Origin of the sequence: Nocardia sp. NPDC056952, assembly GCF_042674185.1 — a bacterium.
In the GTDB taxonomy this organism is placed as follows: Bacteria; Actinomycetota; Actinomycetes; order Mycobacteriales; family Mycobacteriaceae; genus Nocardia.
This window is the reverse complement of record NZ_JBHURA010000012.1, coordinates 18721-34176: the sequence shown is the minus strand read 5'-3', so window position 1 is coordinate 34176 and position 15456 is coordinate 18721. Positions and strand designations below refer to the sequence as shown.

Sequence of the window (15456 nt, the reverse complement as noted above, 5' to 3'; positions counted from 1 at the left end):
CTCTATTCCCCGATCAACCGCTGTGTCTGCTGCTGTTGCTGCTGTTGCTGATTGGCCTGCGGCGTGCTGAGTTCGCGCCCGAGCTCGAACGAATCCGCTTGCGGCGGTTCACTGACCAGTTCGGGTCCGGCCAGTTCCCGGTCGACCGACCCCGCGCGCCCGGCCAGCACCCAGGTGTCCTTGCTGCCGCCGCCCTGACTCGAGTTCACCACCAGCGAGCCCTCCGGCAGCGCGACCCGGGTGAGACCGCCGGGCAGCACCCAGATGTCGTCTCCGTCGTTGACCGCGAACGGGCGCAGGTCCACGTGGCGGGGCGCGAGATCGTCACCGATCTTGGTCGGCACCGTCGAGAGCTGCACCACCGGCTGGGCGATCCAGCCGCGCGGGTCGGCCTTGATCTTGCGCTTGATCGCCTCCAGCTCGCGCGGCGAGGCGTCGGGCCCGATCACGATGCCGTAGCCACCGGAACCCTCGACCGGTTTGACCACCAGTTCACCCACCCGGTCGAGCACCTCCTCGCGTTCGTCGTCCAGCCAGCAGCGGAAGGTGTCGACGTTGGGCAGGATCGGCTTCTCGCCGAGGTAGTACTCGATGATCTTGGGCACGTAGGTGTAGATGAGCTTGTCGTCGCCGACACCGTTGCCCACCGCGCTCGAGATCACCACATTGCCCGCGCGGGCGGCGTTGAGCACGCCGGCGACGCCGAGCACGGAATCGGGGCGGAAGTGCATCGGGTCGAGGAAGGTGTCGTCGATGCGCCGGTAGATCACGTCGACCTGACGCTCTCCCGCCGTCGTGCGCATATAGACGACGTTGTCGCGGCAGAACAGGTCGCGACCCTCCACCAGCTCGACACCCATCTGCCGGGCCAGCAGCGAATGCTCGAAGTAGGCGGAGTTGTGCACGCCCGGCGTGAGCACCACCACGGTCGGGTCGACCTCGTTGGGCGCCGCGGAGGCCCGCAGCGCGCGCAGCAGGTGGCCCGGATAGTCGCCCACCGCGCGCACCCGATGCGAGGAGAACAGATCGGGGAAGACCCGGGCCATCGTGCGCCGGTTCTCCATCACATAGGACACCCCCGACGGCGACCGCAGGTTGTCCTCCAGCACCCGGAAGTCGCCCTTCTCGTCGCGGACCAGGTCGATGCCCGAGACGTGGATGCGCACGCCGTTGGGCGGGACCAGCCCGGCAGCCTCGCGGTGGAAGTGCTCGCACGAGGTGACCAGACGCTTGGGGATCACCTGATCACGCAGGATGTTCTGCTCGCCGTAGACGTCGGCCAGGAACAGCTCCATCGCGGTGACCCGCTGTTTGATGCCGCGTTCGAGCTTGGCCCACTCCGCGGCGGCGATCACCCGCGGCACCAGATCCAGCGGGAACGGGCGCTCCTGGCCCGACAGGGAGAAGGTGATGCCCTGGTCGATGAACGCGCGGTCCAGCGCGTCCGATCGTTTGGCCAGGTCATCGACGTCATTGGCCGCCATCGCGGCGTGGATGCCCTTGTAGGGCGCCCGGACCTTTCCCGACGCGTCGAACATCTCGTCGAACGCGTCGGCGAAGCGGCCGGGGCCATATCCCTCGAACAATCCGGTGTGGGTGGCTGCCGGATGGCCGTTCGTTCTCACCATCGCCGGTGATGCAGATCGAGCCGTACTCGGCGCAGTGGTGGAGGTCATGACAAAAACTGTGCATCACCCGGCAGCAGGGTCGTGTGTGACACAGGTAAATTCTTTGCATCACCTGAAACGGGTGAAATCGGCGTCGTCTCCCCGGTCGACCGGATGAGGGCCGATTTCGCCGGGGGGTGGCGAGCTGGTAACCTCGATCTTCGGCGCGGTGTTACCCGTAGTTCAGCACCATCTGCTGCATCGTGGGCGCGCGCCCGACGAGCTTTCAAGGAATACCACCCAGCGACAGGAAACCAGAGGATACAGGCGTGGCCAACATCAAGTCCCAGATGAAGCGGATCCGTACCAACGAGGAAGCGCGCAAGCGCAACCAGTCGGTCAAGTCCGCGCTGCGCACCGCGATCCGCAACTTCCGTGAAGCTGCCTCCAGCGGCGACAAGGAAAAGGCTGCTGAGCAGCTGCAGTTCGCGAGCCGCAAGCTCGACAAGGCCGCGTCCAAGGGCGTCATCCACGCCAACCAGGCGGCCAACAAGAAGTCCGCGCTCGCGCTGGCTCTGAACAAGATCTGATCGACGGCGAGCCTGGCGCTCGCTGGCATACTTCGCAAGACGCAGCCGCCGTGGCCTCGATGACCACGGCGGCTTTTGTCGTTCCCTTCCACCGGCTACCATTCGCGCCATGTTGACGGTGTACGCGAATCAGACGGTGGTACGAGGCGATGACCTGGCCGAGGTGATCCGCGCGGCGGAGATCCTGGGTATCGGTCTCAAGGTCGAAAACGTGATGGTGCCCGACGAGGACGGTGGCTACGGCGCCGCGTGGATCGTCACCCGTGAGGACGAGGTTCCCCTCTACGACGAGTGGGAGGGACGCTACGACGACCTCGACGACGACGAGGATGTCGACGTCTCGCTGGTCGTCGCCGGCGAGTAGTCAGTTCACGCAGGGCACCTGACCCGAGGTGATGTCGCTGCGGACCGGCCTGCCCGCGTCGGGAGTCTGTGGCTCCGACGCGGTCGTGCTGGTCTGCCAAGCGCCCGCTGTCGACTCCGACGACCAGGCGGCAGGCGGTTCCGTGCGTTGTCCGGTGCGTCTGGCCGTAGTGGAGGCCGGGACCGGCATACCGAAGGCCGCGGCCATCTCGCGGCGGATCGCCGACCGGTCGACGATGTTCACGTCCTGGCCGTTGATCACGTCGTAGCGCAGCACCGGCAAGGTGCGGAACTCGACCTCGGGATCCTCGGCGGCGCCCAGGGTACGGACGAATTCGGTCATGTTCCAGCCGTCCGACAGCACGATATTGCGATGCGCCACATCCATCAGTGCCGAGAGCTTGCCCGGGTCGGTGAGGGTGCCCGCGCTACGAAGCTGGCGGGCCACCGAGGTCAGGAACGCCTGCTGACGGTGGGTTCGATCCAGGTCGCCGTTCTCCAGCCCGTGGCGCTGCCGAACAAAGGCCAGCGCCTGCGCGGGATTCAGCTGCTGGCGCCCGGCGGGAAAATCGGCGCCGGAGAACTCGGAGTCCTGGACCGGCTTGTTCAGACACACTTCCACGCTGCCCAGCGCAGCGGCCAGATCGTAGAAGCCCGCCAGGGTCACCTCGGCGAACCTGTCGATCGGCACGCCTGTCAGATCCCGGACCGCGGCCACGGTAGAGGCCCGCCCCGCCTCCCTGCCCGCCTGTTCCAGCTTCCGCTGATCGGTGACGCCCCGCGCGATCAACTGGTCCTGCACGGCCGCCTTCTTCAACCCGTACGCCTCCTTGATCTTGGCGTGGGTGTAGCCCGGGATCCCGGTGACCGGCACATAGTCGTCGCGCGGTATCGACACCGCGACGATCTTGTCCATCGAGGCCGGAATATGCACCAGGATCAGGGTATTGGCGTTGTATCCGCCTTCGTCACCGTCGCCGGCGTGCAGTTGCTCGAGGACCTCGGCCGGGAGCTCGTTGCCGTTCTGATCGCGCCGGGTATCCAACCCGATCAGCAGGATGTTGAGATCGCCCCCGAGTGAGTGCGGGGCGTCGTCCCCGATCGCCCGCGACCGCAGGAACCCCGCATCGAAACTCCCCGCCGTCGACCACCCATATGCCGTGACCACCACCACCGCGGCCGACAACACCGCCGCGACCACCTGCACCACCCGCCGAGCTACCCGCCCCGCCGATCCCCGACCGCGTCGACCGCGCCCGCCTCGTCCATCCCGGCTACCACTCGGCTCAACCATCTCATGATCAACTGTGCCAGCCGTGAGAGCTACCGGACATCGCGATTGGATCCCGATTGGATGGCGGTGCGGCGCGCCTGCTCAGTGGGAGAGAATACCGACGGCCGGAGAAAATGCGCAGAGGTGACCCGCTGGGTCAGCCGGTGGCGCGGAGGTCGAGGATGCGGGCGAGGGCGTGTTCTACGGCGTAGGTGGCGTCGGCGGCGCCGCCTTTGACGTCGGCGTTGAGGGTGGCTACCACCTGTAGGGCGGTGCCGATGGTGGTGGGGTTCCAGCCGCGGGCTTGGGCTTGGGCCTTCTTGATCTTCCAGGGGGGCATGCCGAGCTTCTGCGCGAGGGCGAACGGGTCGCCGCGGCCTGCCGAGCCGACTTTGGCGATGGTATGGACCGAGTCGGCGAGCGCGTCGGCGAGCAGGACGTGGGGAACGCCGCGGTCGGTGGCCCAGCGCAGGGCTTCCATCGCGCCGGGGCGGTCGCCGGCGACAGCGAGGTCGGCGACGTCGAAGCCGGTGACCTCGGCTCGGCCGGAGTAGTAGCGACGGACCGCGTTCGCGTCGACCTTGCCACCGGTGTCGGACACCAATTGTGAACAGGCGGCGGCCAATTCACGCAGCTCCGAGCCGACGGATTCGAGCAGGGCCTGCACGACCTCGGTCGACACCTTGACCCCGAGGGCCCGGAACTCGCCCCGCACGAACTCCACGCGCTCAGCGCCCTTGTTGAGTTTGGTGCACTCGTGGACGGTCGCGCCCTTCTTGTGCAGTGCGGGTGCCAGCGCCTTGGCCCGTCCGCCGCCCGAGTGCAGAACCATGAGCACCACACCGTCGGGCGGATCGGCCGCGGCCTCGGTGATCACCGCGACCGCATCCTTGCCCGCTTCCGCGGCCGACTCGAGCACGATCACCCGGTCTTCGGCGAACAGCGAGGGGCTGAGCAACTCGGCCAATTCAGCGGTGCTGGCGTCACCGGCGCGCAATCGGTCGACGGGTACCGAATCCGGATCGGGCGCACAGGCCCGCACCTGCGCGGTCACCATCGCAACCGCACGTTCGACCAGCAGTTCCTCGTCGCCGAGGACCAGATGCACCGAGGCAGGGCGTTCGCTCACCAGGCGATCCTACGTACGCCCACCGACACCCCGGGGCGCCGACCTCGTGCATGTCGCCGAGCACCGTCGCTCTGCTGTGCCTGGCCCCAGATCGAGTTCCTCGATGCCATCGAGGCGTGGGTGTGTGCCGCGCCTGCCATGCACGTCGTCGAGACGTGACGGTCCGCAGATCGGCGGCCGCTCCCACGACCACGACGTCGCCGTCGAGGTCGGTCCGCGCGACGGTGGTGCCGAGCGCGGCCAGGGTCGTGGTCACCGTGGGGTGCGGATGACCGAAGGTGTTGTCCGACCCGGCACTGACCAACGCCAGGCGTGGGCCGACGGCACGCAGGAATTCCGGTGTGGTGGTGCGTGATCCGTGATGAGGCACCTTGAGAATGTCGGCCCGGACATCACCACCGCGCATGATCCGGGCCTGCGCCTCGGCCTCGATGTCACCGGTGAACAGGATCGTTCCGGCTGGAGTGCGTGCTCGCATCACCAGTGACCGATCGTTGGCCTCGTCGGCCGCCAGTGACGTCGGTATGTCCCTGCTCGGTGCCAGCACGCGTAATTCGACTGAGCCAAAGGTCATTTCGTGCCCCGTGTGCAGTTCCATCAACGGGATACCAGCCGCACCAGCCAGTTCCGTCACCCGCTCGACTCCCTCGGTGTCGTCACTGTGGCTATGCGATTCTCGTTGGAAAACAGTCTGTTCCGTGGACCGGCCATCACTTTTCGCCAGCCTCTCCCCCGGCGTCCCACGCGGGCACACGACATGATCATCTCCCGTCAGCCGCACCTCAGCGCGCACCGTCGACGATCGCTCCAGCGGATGTGAGGTTGCCGTCGGCTGCGGACTCCCTGGCACGGTCGGTGTCGCCGAGCGCGACGGTGTTCCGCCCGAGCCGTCCGGATGCAACGGCGGGACAGCCGAATCCACAGAGGGCACCTGCACGGCGACTACACCCGGTGCACGTGGTGACGATTCCACTGGTCGCGATGGGTATCCCGCGACTTCTGTCGGATGCGAAGGAGTTCCGTTCGACGGGGTGAGGCTGGGCGGGGTCGCCAATGTGGGCGGCGTCGGACCCGCGGTGCGGTCTGCGGCGGCACAGGTTTCGGCGATCGCTGAGCGGAGTTCACCCGGAGCGGTGGCTATGGCATCGACGGTGCGGTCTCGGAGAGCGCCGGCGAGTCCGTTGATGTGATCAGCATGGGGGTGAGTGAGGACCAGTAGCGGGATGTGGGTGATCTTCAGGCGGTCCAGGCAGGTCCGGATCGGGCGTGGGTCCGGGCCGACGTCCACGACGACCGCGGCACCGGGAGCAACAGACAGAGCCAGGCCGTCGCCCTGCCCAACGTCACACATCGCGAGCACCCAGCCCGACGGTGGCCATCCTGGCTGCAAGAAGCGCACCGGGAGCAGCACGATCGACACCCCCAGCACCACCACCGCGAGGAGTCTGCGGGTGTGCGACCAGCGCAGTGCCGCCACGACCACGACGACGATCACTGCCGCGACCGATCCTGCGACCACGCCGCCAGGCACCGTGATCGTGGCGCCCGGCACCGCAGCCGCACGATCGGCGACGCCGAGCAACCACCACATCGGTGGCCGCGCGCACCACAGCACCCATACCGCGGCATCACCCCGGACGCAGGCCACGGCCGCGCCCACCGCGCCGATCACCGTGATCAGCCCGACCACCGGTGCGACGAGCGCGTTCGCCACGATCGCCACCAGGCTCACCCGCCCCGACAGGGCAACCATCAGCGGCACGGTGACCACGAACGCGGCCGCCGACACCGCGACGATCTCCGCGGGTGCGCGCCACCAACCGTGCGCCCGCAACCAGTCCGCCCAGCTGGGCGCGAGCAAGATCAGCCCCGCGGTCGCGAGCACCGACAGTGCGAATCCCGCGCTCACCGCCAATTGCGGTGCCACGGCCAGCAATCCGATCACCGCCGCACACAGTGCCGGCAGCGCCTGCTTGCGTCTGCCGGTGAGCAGGGCGAGCACTGTCACCGAGCCCATCGCCGCCGCGCGCAGCACGCTCGGGTCGGGGCGGGCGATCACGACGAACAGCGCGACAGCCCCCGCCGCCGCAGCGGCACTGGTCCGCGGGCCGGCCGTGAGCAGGCGGGTGAACGCCAACAGGGCCGTCAACAGAATTGTGAAATTGGCTCCGCTGACCACACAGAGGTGCTGCAACCCGGCAATTTCGAATGCGTCACGCACTTGTTCCGGCAGCGCGACGGTGTCGCCGACAACGAGCGCGGGCAGCAACCCGGCCGCAGCAGGTGGCAGTGCCTTGGCGGACGCGTCCACCAGATCCGTTCGCATGCTCGCCGCGACCCGCTGCCACCACGGCGGCTCACCGATCCGCTTCGGCGCGTCGGCGGCGTGCAGGGTGGCGACGGTCAGATCGGCCCGGTTCGGCTCGCTGACCTCGGCCCGGAATCGCACCCATTGCCCGGGCGACAGCTCGGCCCACTCACTACCCTGCGCGAGCACCACAATCGAACCGCCGGCCTGCGTCCATACCGGGCCATGACCGAACTCCCGCAGACCCGCACGAACAATCCACCGCCGCTCACCGCCGAACCCACCGGCGCGCAGGGGTTTCGCGTCATCGGTGACCACCGCGAGCACGTTCACCGACCGGCCGAACGACTCTCGCAGCGGATGTGCCTGAACATGGTGCTCCTGCCACGCCCCGGCCGCCGCGAACCCCGCACCGAGCAGCATCGTCGCCAACCCGGTCACCGCGACAACCCGCCACCGCTCCCGCCGATGCACCATCGCCCACAGCAGCAAAACCCACAACCCGATCGCGACCACGACCGACGCAACAGCCAGCACCAACCCCGCGACCCACCCCGCGGTCACCGCGACAATCGTCGCCACCCAGCACCCGAACGCCGCAGGAACCAACCGCATATCGAGTACCTGCAGCTCTGGTTCCCCCTCGCCCGTCACTCCTTGTCGCCCCACGCCAACCCGGCGTCCCGGTCCCCGCACCACCCACTCCCAGAGCTCTGCTGCTCGCGTCCTTCGACGCCGACCCGACCGCTCCTGCGAAGCGCTGTCGCGTTCAGCCGTTCCTGGCCACCCACGCCGGTTCGAATCGCCCGGCATCTTCCCTACATGCTGAACGGCTGTCGTTCGCCGACGCTGCTCCTCCCGAACCGCTCCCTCGCCCGGCGCGTGGCTCATCCGCCTGCCGTGTCGTCAGGTCGGGGCGTACCGCTGCCCAGGTCAACCACATCGTCCGCAGAACAAGGATTTTCGCCCGATCCGAGTGGACATGTCAGTCGACGGAGCTCGCCTGATCCCGGCGCGCGGTCCTCCACCGTTTCGGTGGGCTGTTCTGTGGCGGGCCTGGTTCCGAGCCGTGCGCACGGCCACACTGGGCAGGTCACGCGATCACCTCCACGCAGGACGTCTTCGCGTGGGTCATGCCGTCACCAGGTCGCGGAGTCGAGCCAGCCGGGCGGGGCCGATGCCGTCTACCTCGCCGAGTTGAGCGACATCGGTGAAGCGTCCGTTGGTGGTGCGCCACGCGAGAATTGCCTTGGCGGTGACCGGTCCTACGCCGGGCAGTGCGTCCAGCTCGGCTTCGGTTGCGGTGTTCAGATCGATGCGCGAATTGCCGGACGAGACAGCGCCACTGAGGCCGGCGGTACTCGAGCCTCCTTGCTTCGAGCTCGCGGTGTTCGAGCCGCCGAGGCCGGGCGGGGTCACAGGCGCGCGACCAGCGCCGATCATGATGCTGCCGAGGCGTGGTTGACCGGATTGAGGATCCGTGGCTCCGACTATGACCTGGTCCCCGTCCGCCAGCCGTTGTGCCAGGTTCAGACCTGCCAGGTCGGCACCGTCACGAATCCCTCCTGCCTTCTCCAAGGCGTCGGCGATCCGAGAACCGTCCGGCAATCGGTGCAGCCCGGCTCGTTCGACCAAACCGACCACGCTGACGACGACATCGGCACTCGAGGCCGGGGCCGAACCGGACACGGCAGCGACGGCGGTGGTCGGGCCGGGCTGTACGGCAACGCTTTCCGCCCGCAGGACAGGCACCGGCGGAACCGCCCGCGCCACCGGTTGATCTCGCAGGACCATCACACCGGTGAGCACCACAGCGATGACCCCGACCAGCCCGAGTACCAGCGCGCCGCGACGACCCGGATCCAGCCGTGCGTCCCGGAAGCGCGCTGGTACCAGGCGGTTTCGCCGACCCGATCCACCATCGTCGAGCCACCCGGGTGGCCCCACTGGACCTGCCGGTCCGGCCTGCGGCGCGAGTTCGTCATCGTCCCACTGTCCTTCGCCGTCGTCAGAGAGCGCAGCACTGTTCCCTGCCTCCATCCCGGACGCGTGCAGCGGCTGACTACTCGATCGTGCTCGCTCGCGGACCGCGAGCCCGCCCAGCCGCTGCCGTACTCGCTCGTGCTCTTCGTGTCGTGACATGGCAACGACGCTAGGCCGACGACGACCTGACAAACCCCCGCCGACCTGGGCTTCGAAGAAACCTGTGGATAACTCCGCACCTGTGGACAACTCACCGGTCAGCGGGACTTCGCACCCGGGATCTCGTCTGCCCGAATGGATACCGTGCGCTCATGGCCGATTCGAAGTACTCAGGAAACCATGGAACTCGCACAACGATTCCGCGACTTCGCGCTCCTCGAAGCGCTCGGAAACTCCCCGCTCTATCACCGACGAGCGCTGGATATCAGCGTGGACGCGGAGGTGCTGGCGCTGATCGCTCAATTGCCCACGGACAAACAGCAACCCAACCTGATCCTGGCCGCCGCGCGAGTGCACGGCGCGACCGCGGATCCCTATCACGAGTTCCGCGACCAGCTGCGCGAGAACTGGCCGGCGATCTCCGCGACCGCACTGCGCAGACGTACACAGACGAACGAGGCGGGCCGGGCGGCAACCCTGCTGCCGGTGCTGGCCCGCCTGCCCGGCCCCCTGTCGCTCATCGAGGTCGGAGCATCGGCCGGACTGTGCCTGTACCCGGACCGTTTCAGTTATCGCTACAACACCGCCGCGCTGGATCCGGCCGACGGTCCGTCATCGGTTGTATTGACCTGCAAGACAACCGGAGCGGTACCGATCCCGGACCGGCTCCCCCGGGTCGTCCACCGCGCAGGAGTAGATCTGAACCCGCTCGATGCCGGCAACAGCGACGACCGGCGGTGGCTGTCCGCGCTGGTCTGGCCGGGTCAGGACGAGCGGCTGTCGCGCTTGCGTTCGGCCTGCGCGATCGCGGCAGCGGAACCACCGACGATCGTCACCGGCGACCTGAACGAGCAGGTCACCGAGCTCGTGCTCGCGGCACCACGCGCCAGCACCGTGGTGGTTTTCCACAGTGCTGTGCTGAGCTACCTCTCGCCTCAGGCGCGGACGGACTTCCGGGCGACGGTGCGGGACCTGCCCTGCCACTGGGTTTCGCAAGAGGGCACCGGGGTTCTCAGCACGCTGGCCGACCGGTTGCCCCCACGCGAGAGCACAGTGGCCCGGTTGGTGCTCGCCCTCGACGACGAGCCATTGGCTTTCGCCGGGCCGCACGGCCAGTCGCTGGACTGGTTCGGCCCGGCGTAGCGACCTCAGAGTCGGCGCATCACCGACACGACGCGGCCCAGGATGACGGCTTCGTCACCGTCGATCACGGAGTAGGCGGGGTTGCGCGGTTCGAGCTGGACGTGCCCGTTGCGGCGGCGGTACACCTTGACCGTGGCTTCCTCCCCGATCATCGCCGCGACGATATCGCCGGAGTTGGCCTCGCGCTGACTGCGGACCACCACGAGGTCGCCGTCGCAGATCGCGGCATCGATCATGGAGTCGCCACGCACTCGCAAGCCGAAAACCTCACCACGGCCGACCAGTTCACGCGGGAGGGTCATGACGTCGTCGGGGTTGTGCTCGGCCAGGATCGGAGTGCCGGCCGCGATGTCGCCGACGACGGGCACCGACACCGAGGCGTCGGAGTCGGTGGCGGACGCGCCACGCAGGAACAGGCGCACGTCGATGGGGCGGGTCATGGTGGCGGCACGGCGCAGGAACCCGTCCTCCTCCAACGCCTTCAGGTGTTGGGAGACCGTGGATGTGGAGCGCAGGCCCACCGCGTCGGCGATCTCCCGCGTGCTCGGCGCGTAGCCGTGGGCGAGCACCGAATCCCTGATCACGGCCAGGATGTGTTGTCTGCGGGGAGGCAGGCTCGCGGCGTCGAGGTGGTCGAAGTCGTCGTATCCGGTCATCGGGGAATCGTAGATCCCCCCGCGATCACCACTTCAGTCCAGGTTCCTCGCGAAACAGTTCGACTGCGGCAGGACGTGATATGGCGCGAACAGCGGAATCCGGTGATAGCCACTGCGCTCGTAGAAGCGCACCGCTTCCGGCTGCAGGTGCCCGGTCTGCAGGATCATCCGGGGCCGGCCGGCCGCGCGCACGGATGCTTCGGCGGCGTTCAACAGCGCGGTCGCGGTTCCGGTGCCACGGTAGGCGGGACGCACGAACATCCGCTTGAGTTCGAGGTCACCGGCGTTCCAGCGCACCGCGGCGTGCCCGACAGGCTCCGCGCCCACGTACGCGACGAACGTCTGGTGCACGGTCGCGTGGTCGACCGCGATCGGCGAAGGACCGCGCAGGGCGAGCTCGAGGTGGGCGTAGCGGGGACGGACCTCGGCCGACATCTCCGCACGCAGCGACTCGGCATCCGGGTCGTCCCACTCGACCACGAGCACTCGTGGCGAAACGTCGGTCTGTGGGGAAGTGTTGCCAACCATGACAACCACGGTAGGCACCGGATCATCGTCACCGGACTGTTTGCCCTCAGCGAGATTCTGAACCGGCAGAGATCAGACGCATCCGCCGGGCAACACCGCGACGCCGAGTGCGCCGACACCGAGGTGCACGCCGAGTGCGGGGCCGAACTCGGCGACGTAGAGCTCTTGCACCTCCGGCAGCTGCTCACGCAGTTGCGCCGCGATATTTTCGGCGGCATCGGGGGCACCGAGATGCTGGATGCCGAGGGCCGCACCATCGGATGCGGCCGCCTCCACCGCGGCAGCCACCAGCTTGGCGTAGGCGCGCGATCTGGTTCGCACCTTCTCGCGCATTTCGAGCTTGCCCTCTACCAGTTGCAGCAGTGGTTTCGTCACCAGTTCACTGCCGAAGAACGCTGCGGCGCTGCTCAGCCTGCCACCCTTGCGGAGTTGCTCGGTGCGGTTGACCAGGATGAACGTACGCGAACGGGTCGCGGCCGACACCGCGCGCTCGTAGACATCGTTCAATGCCTCGCCTGCCCTCGCCTTACGCGCGGCGGCCAGCACGGGCAGACCGGTCGCCAGGCCGGCCCCGAGCGAATCGACAACGCGCACACGATCTTCGGCGCCCATGTCGCGCACCGCCTGGCGGCCCGACTCCCACGTCGCCGACAATCGGCGCGACAGATGGACGGCCACGACACCGTCTCCGTCACTCTGGCTCAGCGCTCGTTCGTAGGCTTCGCGCAGTTCTCCGGGCGAGGCGGCCGACGTGGTGACCGAGTCGGCGGTGTAGTCGATCTCGATCGGGTCGACGCCTTCCCGGACCTCGTGCTCACCGACGAGCACGTGCAACGGCACCACTTCGATACCGAGCTCGGCGACGAGATCGGCGGACAACCCCGCCGCCGAATCGGTGACCACCACAACGGCCACGGCCTACCGGACCTCCTGCAGCGCCTTCGTCATCGCCGTCGCCACCGCCGCGTGCCCGGCCCAGCCCCAGTGGATGCCATCCGGGTTCGCCGATCCCGACTCGATGTCGTCGCGCACGGCCTCGCCGAGGTCGACGAGCGGCACCGACGTGCGGCCCGACCATGCCTGCAAGGCCTTGACCGCCCGCGCCCTGCCCCGATGGACCCGCCCGTAGGCATCGCACTTGTGGACCGATGGCAGCACCGCCACGACAGGCAGCTCCGGACGCAGATGGTTCAGCGCGGTCCGCGACTGCTCCAGGTAGTCCACACTCACCTTCGGCGGAAGGGCAACCGGGCGACCGAGTTTCGACAGCTTCGGCTGCAACCAGTTGTAGGACGCCCGCACGCCACGGCGCAGACGCGGCGGACGGATGTAGCGAATCATCTCCCGCAGCGCGGTGGGCAGCGGGGACGGCAGCGTGTCCATGCCGCCGACGGCGAACACGACCGCCCCGGCGCGCGGCACCGCGGCCCACACGCGAGGGTCTCCGATCAGCGCCCAGTAGGCATCGCGACAGGTCCAGCCGATCCGGGCGATCAGCTCGACATCCCAATCCAGTTCCGCGGCAACCATATTCGGCCAGATCCGTGGGTCATCGGCGGGCAGCCCGCCCTTCGGCCCGTAGTAGGCGAGCGAGTCCGCGATCACGAGCAGCACTGGACGCGGTGCGGCCGACTCGACCGGTCTGGGCGACACGGCTTCCTCGACGAGCAGCGAACCGACCGTCTCCGCAACGACCGATTCACCGTGCGAGACAGCAGGATTCGCGGACGCCTCGACTGCGGTATCCGCGACGGGGGTTGCCGAAGATGTCAGCAGGCTGTCCGCGGTATCGAGGTCCACGTCCGGAAGTGCGGCGGGAGGATCGACCTGCGCGTCAGCAGAACCGGTTTCGACGGCGGCCGTCACCTCAGCCGAAGAAACTTCGGGCGAGGTAGTGGCGTCGACCTGAACCGGATCAGTCGCCTCCGGTCGGAGTGGTTGCGGCGCAGCCGTATCCGTAGATCCGGCGGCATCCACGATCGACTCGGCGATGGCCGGGTCATCGACGGACTGCTCCGCGGACTTGTCGCTGCCGACAGCCGATACCGCATCCGCAGCAGCCGTGGCGATATCCGCAGTGGACTCGGCGGTATCGGTCTGTGCAGCACCGGAATCCGCATCGCCGAGTTCGTCTGTCGAACCGTCATCTGCGACAACGTCCACCGATGCCGTGGCACCGGAAGTCTCACTGTCTGCTTCCTGCACAGCGGAACTGGATGCGACGTCGACAGCGCCGCCGGCGACCTCGGCATCGTCACCGATCGAGGTCACCGCACTAACACTGCCGTCTGGGGAAACATCGGCGGCCGGGGACTCGGAATCCGCTGTCCCCGAGCCGGACTCGACGGCGTCCGCCGCCGAGTCGACCGGCTCGGGTTCTGCGACGACCGGCGGGGGCACCGGGCCGAACAGGGCATCGGGCAGCGATCGTGCGCTGCGCGCGGTGACCTGCTTGAAGAGCTCGTCCGGTACCGAACGGATCGGCTCCTCGCGCTCTGCGCGCGCGGGCCGAGCGGGTGGCGGACCGAATAGCGCGTCCGGCAATTGCCGTCCGGCTTTGGCCGTCACCTGCTGGAACATCTCATCAGGTACTGATCGGTCGGGCTCTTCATTGGACATCGGGAGCTACCTTCGCCGCTGCGTTCCACACATCGAGGCGCCAGCCGGGTCGATCGATGTCCGGGCCGTGGCTGGAAAGCTGCACCCAGCTGGTATTGGCCAGCCCACCCAGGGCAGGCCAGTTCTCCGGTGGCAGTTCCAGCAACGCGGCCGTCAGAGCAGCGATCAGCCCGCCGTGCGCAACCAGGATGATAGTCCGACCGGGCCAATCCTGCCGCTCGTTGTACAGTTCGCGCACCACAGGCAGGGACCGGGCACCCACCTCGAGCTTGCTCTCGCCGCCGGGCGGTGTGTAGGTGGCATCGAGACGCCACTGCACGCGCGCGCCGGGGTAGTCGGCGTCGACTTCGAGGTGAGTCAGGCCTTCCCAGTCGCCCAGGTTGGTTTCGCGCAGCCGCGGATCGGTGATGACAGGCAGATCGCTGATGTCACCGAGTGCCTGCGCGGTTTCCTTGGCGCGACGCAGATCGGAGGCGTGGATCGCGATGGCGTTGCGTGAACCCAGTTCACGCGCGGCCTCTTTGGCCTGCTGGCGACCGAGTTCGGTGAGATCGGTGTCGATCTGACCCTGCATCCGGTCGGCCGCGTTCCATTCGGTCTGCCCGTGCCGCAACAGGATCAGGTTGCGCACATGGGCGTACTTGCTCACTCGTTGATTCCCTCTACCTGCGCGTCGTCGTCCGCGGCCGGAGTCGGGAGTGCGGCGATGCCTTCGACGGGAACCGCCGGGCAGTCACGCCACAGGCGCTCGAGTGCGTAGAAGTTGCGCTCGTCGTTGTGCTGGACGTGCACGACGATATCGACGTAGTCGAGCAGCGCCCAGCGACCCTCACGGGTGCCTTCGCGACGGACCGGCTTGTGGCCGGCTTCGCGCAGCTTGTCCTCGATGTTGTCGACGATCGCGTTGACCTGGCGCTCGTTGGGCGCCGACGCGATGACGAAGCAGTCGGTGATCACCAGCTGCTCGGAGACGTCGAGGACGACGACATCGGTGGCCAGCTTGTCGTCGGCGGCGAGTGCGGCGACCGTGGCCATCTCGATCGCTTCGGTAGAGGCACTCATACGGTCTCCTCCTGCGGGGTCAGACCCTCGCTCATG

The 15456-nt window shown here is 68.0% G+C and carries 14 protein-coding genes; 3 read left to right on the top strand and 11 right to left on the bottom strand.

What is annotated here, in order from left to right; all coding sequences use genetic code 11:
- Positions 1 to 2: 2 nt before the first annotated feature.
- Entirely contained in the window at positions 3 to 1628 is a 1626-nt protein-coding gene (locus ACFTS5_RS29705) for a circularly permuted type 2 ATP-grasp protein (RefSeq protein ID WP_378637741.1), read from the bottom strand.
- 308 nt (positions 1629 to 1936) lie between these two features.
- On the opposite strand from ACFTS5_RS29705, the gene rpsT reads away from it, so the two are divergent.
- Both rpsT and ACFTS5_RS29695 read left to right on the top strand, forming a co-directional pair.
- On the top strand, positions 1937 to 2197 hold the full coding sequence (gene rpsT, locus ACFTS5_RS29700) for a 30S ribosomal protein S20 (protein WP_056821462.1): 261 nt from the start codon (positions 1937 to 1939) through the stop codon (positions 2195 to 2197).
- Between the two features lie 109 nt (positions 2198 to 2306).
- A complete protein-coding gene (locus ACFTS5_RS29695) occupies positions 2307 to 2561 on the top strand; it encodes a hypothetical protein (RefSeq protein WP_378637424.1) in 255 nt (84 codons plus the stop codon).
- Here the strand turns inward: ACFTS5_RS29695 and ACFTS5_RS29690 are convergent, their stop codons facing one another.
- From ACFTS5_RS29690 to ACFTS5_RS29675, 4 genes are all read right to left on the bottom strand, one after another.
- On the bottom strand, positions 2562 to 3770 hold the full coding sequence (locus ACFTS5_RS29690) for an LCP family protein (RefSeq protein ID WP_378637422.1): 1209 nt from the start codon (positions 3768 to 3770) through the stop codon (positions 2562 to 2564). It abuts the gene before it with no gap.
- 220 nt (positions 3771 to 3990) lie between these two features.
- A complete protein-coding gene (gene holA, locus ACFTS5_RS29685) occupies positions 3991 to 4935 on the bottom strand; it encodes a DNA polymerase III subunit delta (protein WP_378637740.1) in 945 nt (314 codons plus the stop codon).
- Positions 4817 to 7885: a ComEC/Rec2 family competence protein gene (locus ACFTS5_RS29680; RefSeq protein ID WP_378637420.1), complete on the bottom strand. Its 3069-nt coding sequence runs from the start codon at positions 7883 to 7885 to the stop codon at positions 4817 to 4819. The genes holA and ACFTS5_RS29680 overlap by 119 nt, the downstream gene beginning before the upstream one ends.
- 516 nt (positions 7886 to 8401) lie before the next feature.
- Positions 8402 to 9412: a helix-hairpin-helix domain-containing protein gene (locus ACFTS5_RS29675; protein WP_378637418.1), complete on the bottom strand. Its 1011-nt coding sequence runs from the start codon at positions 9410 to 9412 to the stop codon at positions 8402 to 8404.
- A 180-nt stretch (positions 9413 to 9592) separates the two neighbouring features.
- On the opposite strand from ACFTS5_RS29675, the gene ACFTS5_RS29670 reads away from it, so the two are divergent.
- Entirely contained in the window at positions 9593 to 10555 is a 963-nt protein-coding gene (locus ACFTS5_RS29670) for a DUF2332 domain-containing protein (protein WP_378637416.1), read from the top strand.
- Between the two features lie 5 nt (positions 10556 to 10560).
- On the opposite strand, the gene lexA is transcribed toward ACFTS5_RS29670, so the two are convergent.
- The 6 genes from lexA to rsfS all read right to left on the bottom strand — a co-directional run bounded on the left by lexA (position 10561) and on the right by rsfS (position 15420).
- The gene (gene lexA, locus ACFTS5_RS29665) at positions 10561 to 11211 is read right to left on the bottom strand and encodes a transcriptional repressor LexA (RefSeq protein WP_378637414.1); all 651 of its coding nucleotides are present in this window, start codon (positions 11209 to 11211) and stop codon (positions 10561 to 10563) included.
- Between the two features lie 33 nt (positions 11212 to 11244).
- Positions 11245 to 11739: a GNAT family N-acetyltransferase gene (locus ACFTS5_RS29660; protein WP_378637412.1), complete on the bottom strand. Its 495-nt coding sequence runs from the start codon at positions 11737 to 11739 to the stop codon at positions 11245 to 11247.
- Between the two features lie 72 nt (positions 11740 to 11811).
- Positions 11812 to 12654 carry a DegV family protein gene (locus ACFTS5_RS29655; protein ID WP_378637410.1) on the bottom strand — a complete coding sequence of 281 codons (843 nt, stop codon included), beginning with the start codon at positions 12652 to 12654 and terminating at the stop codon, positions 11812 to 11814.
- A 3-nt stretch (positions 12655 to 12657) separates the two neighbouring features.
- The gene (gene octT, locus ACFTS5_RS29650; RefSeq protein ID WP_378637407.1) at positions 12658 to 14358 is read right to left on the bottom strand and encodes a diglucosylglycerate octanoyltransferase; all 1701 of its coding nucleotides are present in this window, start codon (positions 14356 to 14358) and stop codon (positions 12658 to 12660) included.
- Complete coding sequence (locus ACFTS5_RS29645; RefSeq protein ID WP_101463961.1) at positions 14348 to 15007, bottom strand: histidine phosphatase family protein; 660 nt, start codon at positions 15005 to 15007, stop codon at positions 14348 to 14350. The genes octT and ACFTS5_RS29645 overlap by 11 nt, the downstream gene beginning before the upstream one ends.
- Positions 15004 to 15420: a ribosome silencing factor gene (gene rsfS / locus ACFTS5_RS29640; protein WP_056821472.1), complete on the bottom strand. Its 417-nt coding sequence runs from the start codon at positions 15418 to 15420 to the stop codon at positions 15004 to 15006. The genes ACFTS5_RS29645 and rsfS overlap by 4 nt, the downstream gene beginning before the upstream one ends.
- Positions 15421 to 15456: the final 36 nt, after the last annotated feature.

Excerpts from the sequence above, each read along its gene's own strand:
- ACFTS5_RS29705 (WP_378637741.1), bottom strand. The coding sequence starts at position 1,628 with ATGGTGAGAACGAACGGCCATCCGGCAGCCACCCACACCGGATTGTTC.
- ACFTS5_RS29695 (WP_378637424.1), top strand. The coding sequence starts at position 2,307 with ATGTTGACGGTGTACGCGAATCAGACGGTGGTACGAGGCGATGACCTG.
- ACFTS5_RS29680 (WP_378637420.1), bottom strand. The coding sequence starts at position 7,885 with ATGCGGTTGGTTCCTGCGGCGTTCGGGTGCTGGGTGGCGACGATTGTC.
- ACFTS5_RS29675 (WP_378637418.1), bottom strand. The coding sequence starts at position 9,412 with ATGTCACGACACGAAGAGCACGAGCGAGTACGGCAGCGGCTGGGCGGG.
- ACFTS5_RS29670 (WP_378637416.1), top strand. The coding sequence starts at position 9,593 with ATGGAACTCGCACAACGATTCCGCGACTTCGCGCTCCTCGAAGCGCTC.
- lexA (WP_378637414.1), bottom strand. The coding sequence starts at position 11,211 with ATGACCGGATACGACGACTTCGACCACCTCGACGCCGCGAGCCTGCCT.
- ACFTS5_RS29660 (WP_378637412.1), bottom strand. The coding sequence starts at position 11,739 with ATGGTTGGCAACACTTCCCCACAGACCGACGTTTCGCCACGAGTGCTC.
- octT (WP_378637407.1), bottom strand. The coding sequence starts at position 14,358 with ATGTCCAATGAAGAGCCCGACCGATCAGTACCTGATGAGATGTTCCAG.
- rsfS (WP_056821472.1), bottom strand. The coding sequence starts at position 15,420 with ATGAGTGCCTCTACCGAAGCGATCGAGATGGCCACGGTCGCCGCACTC.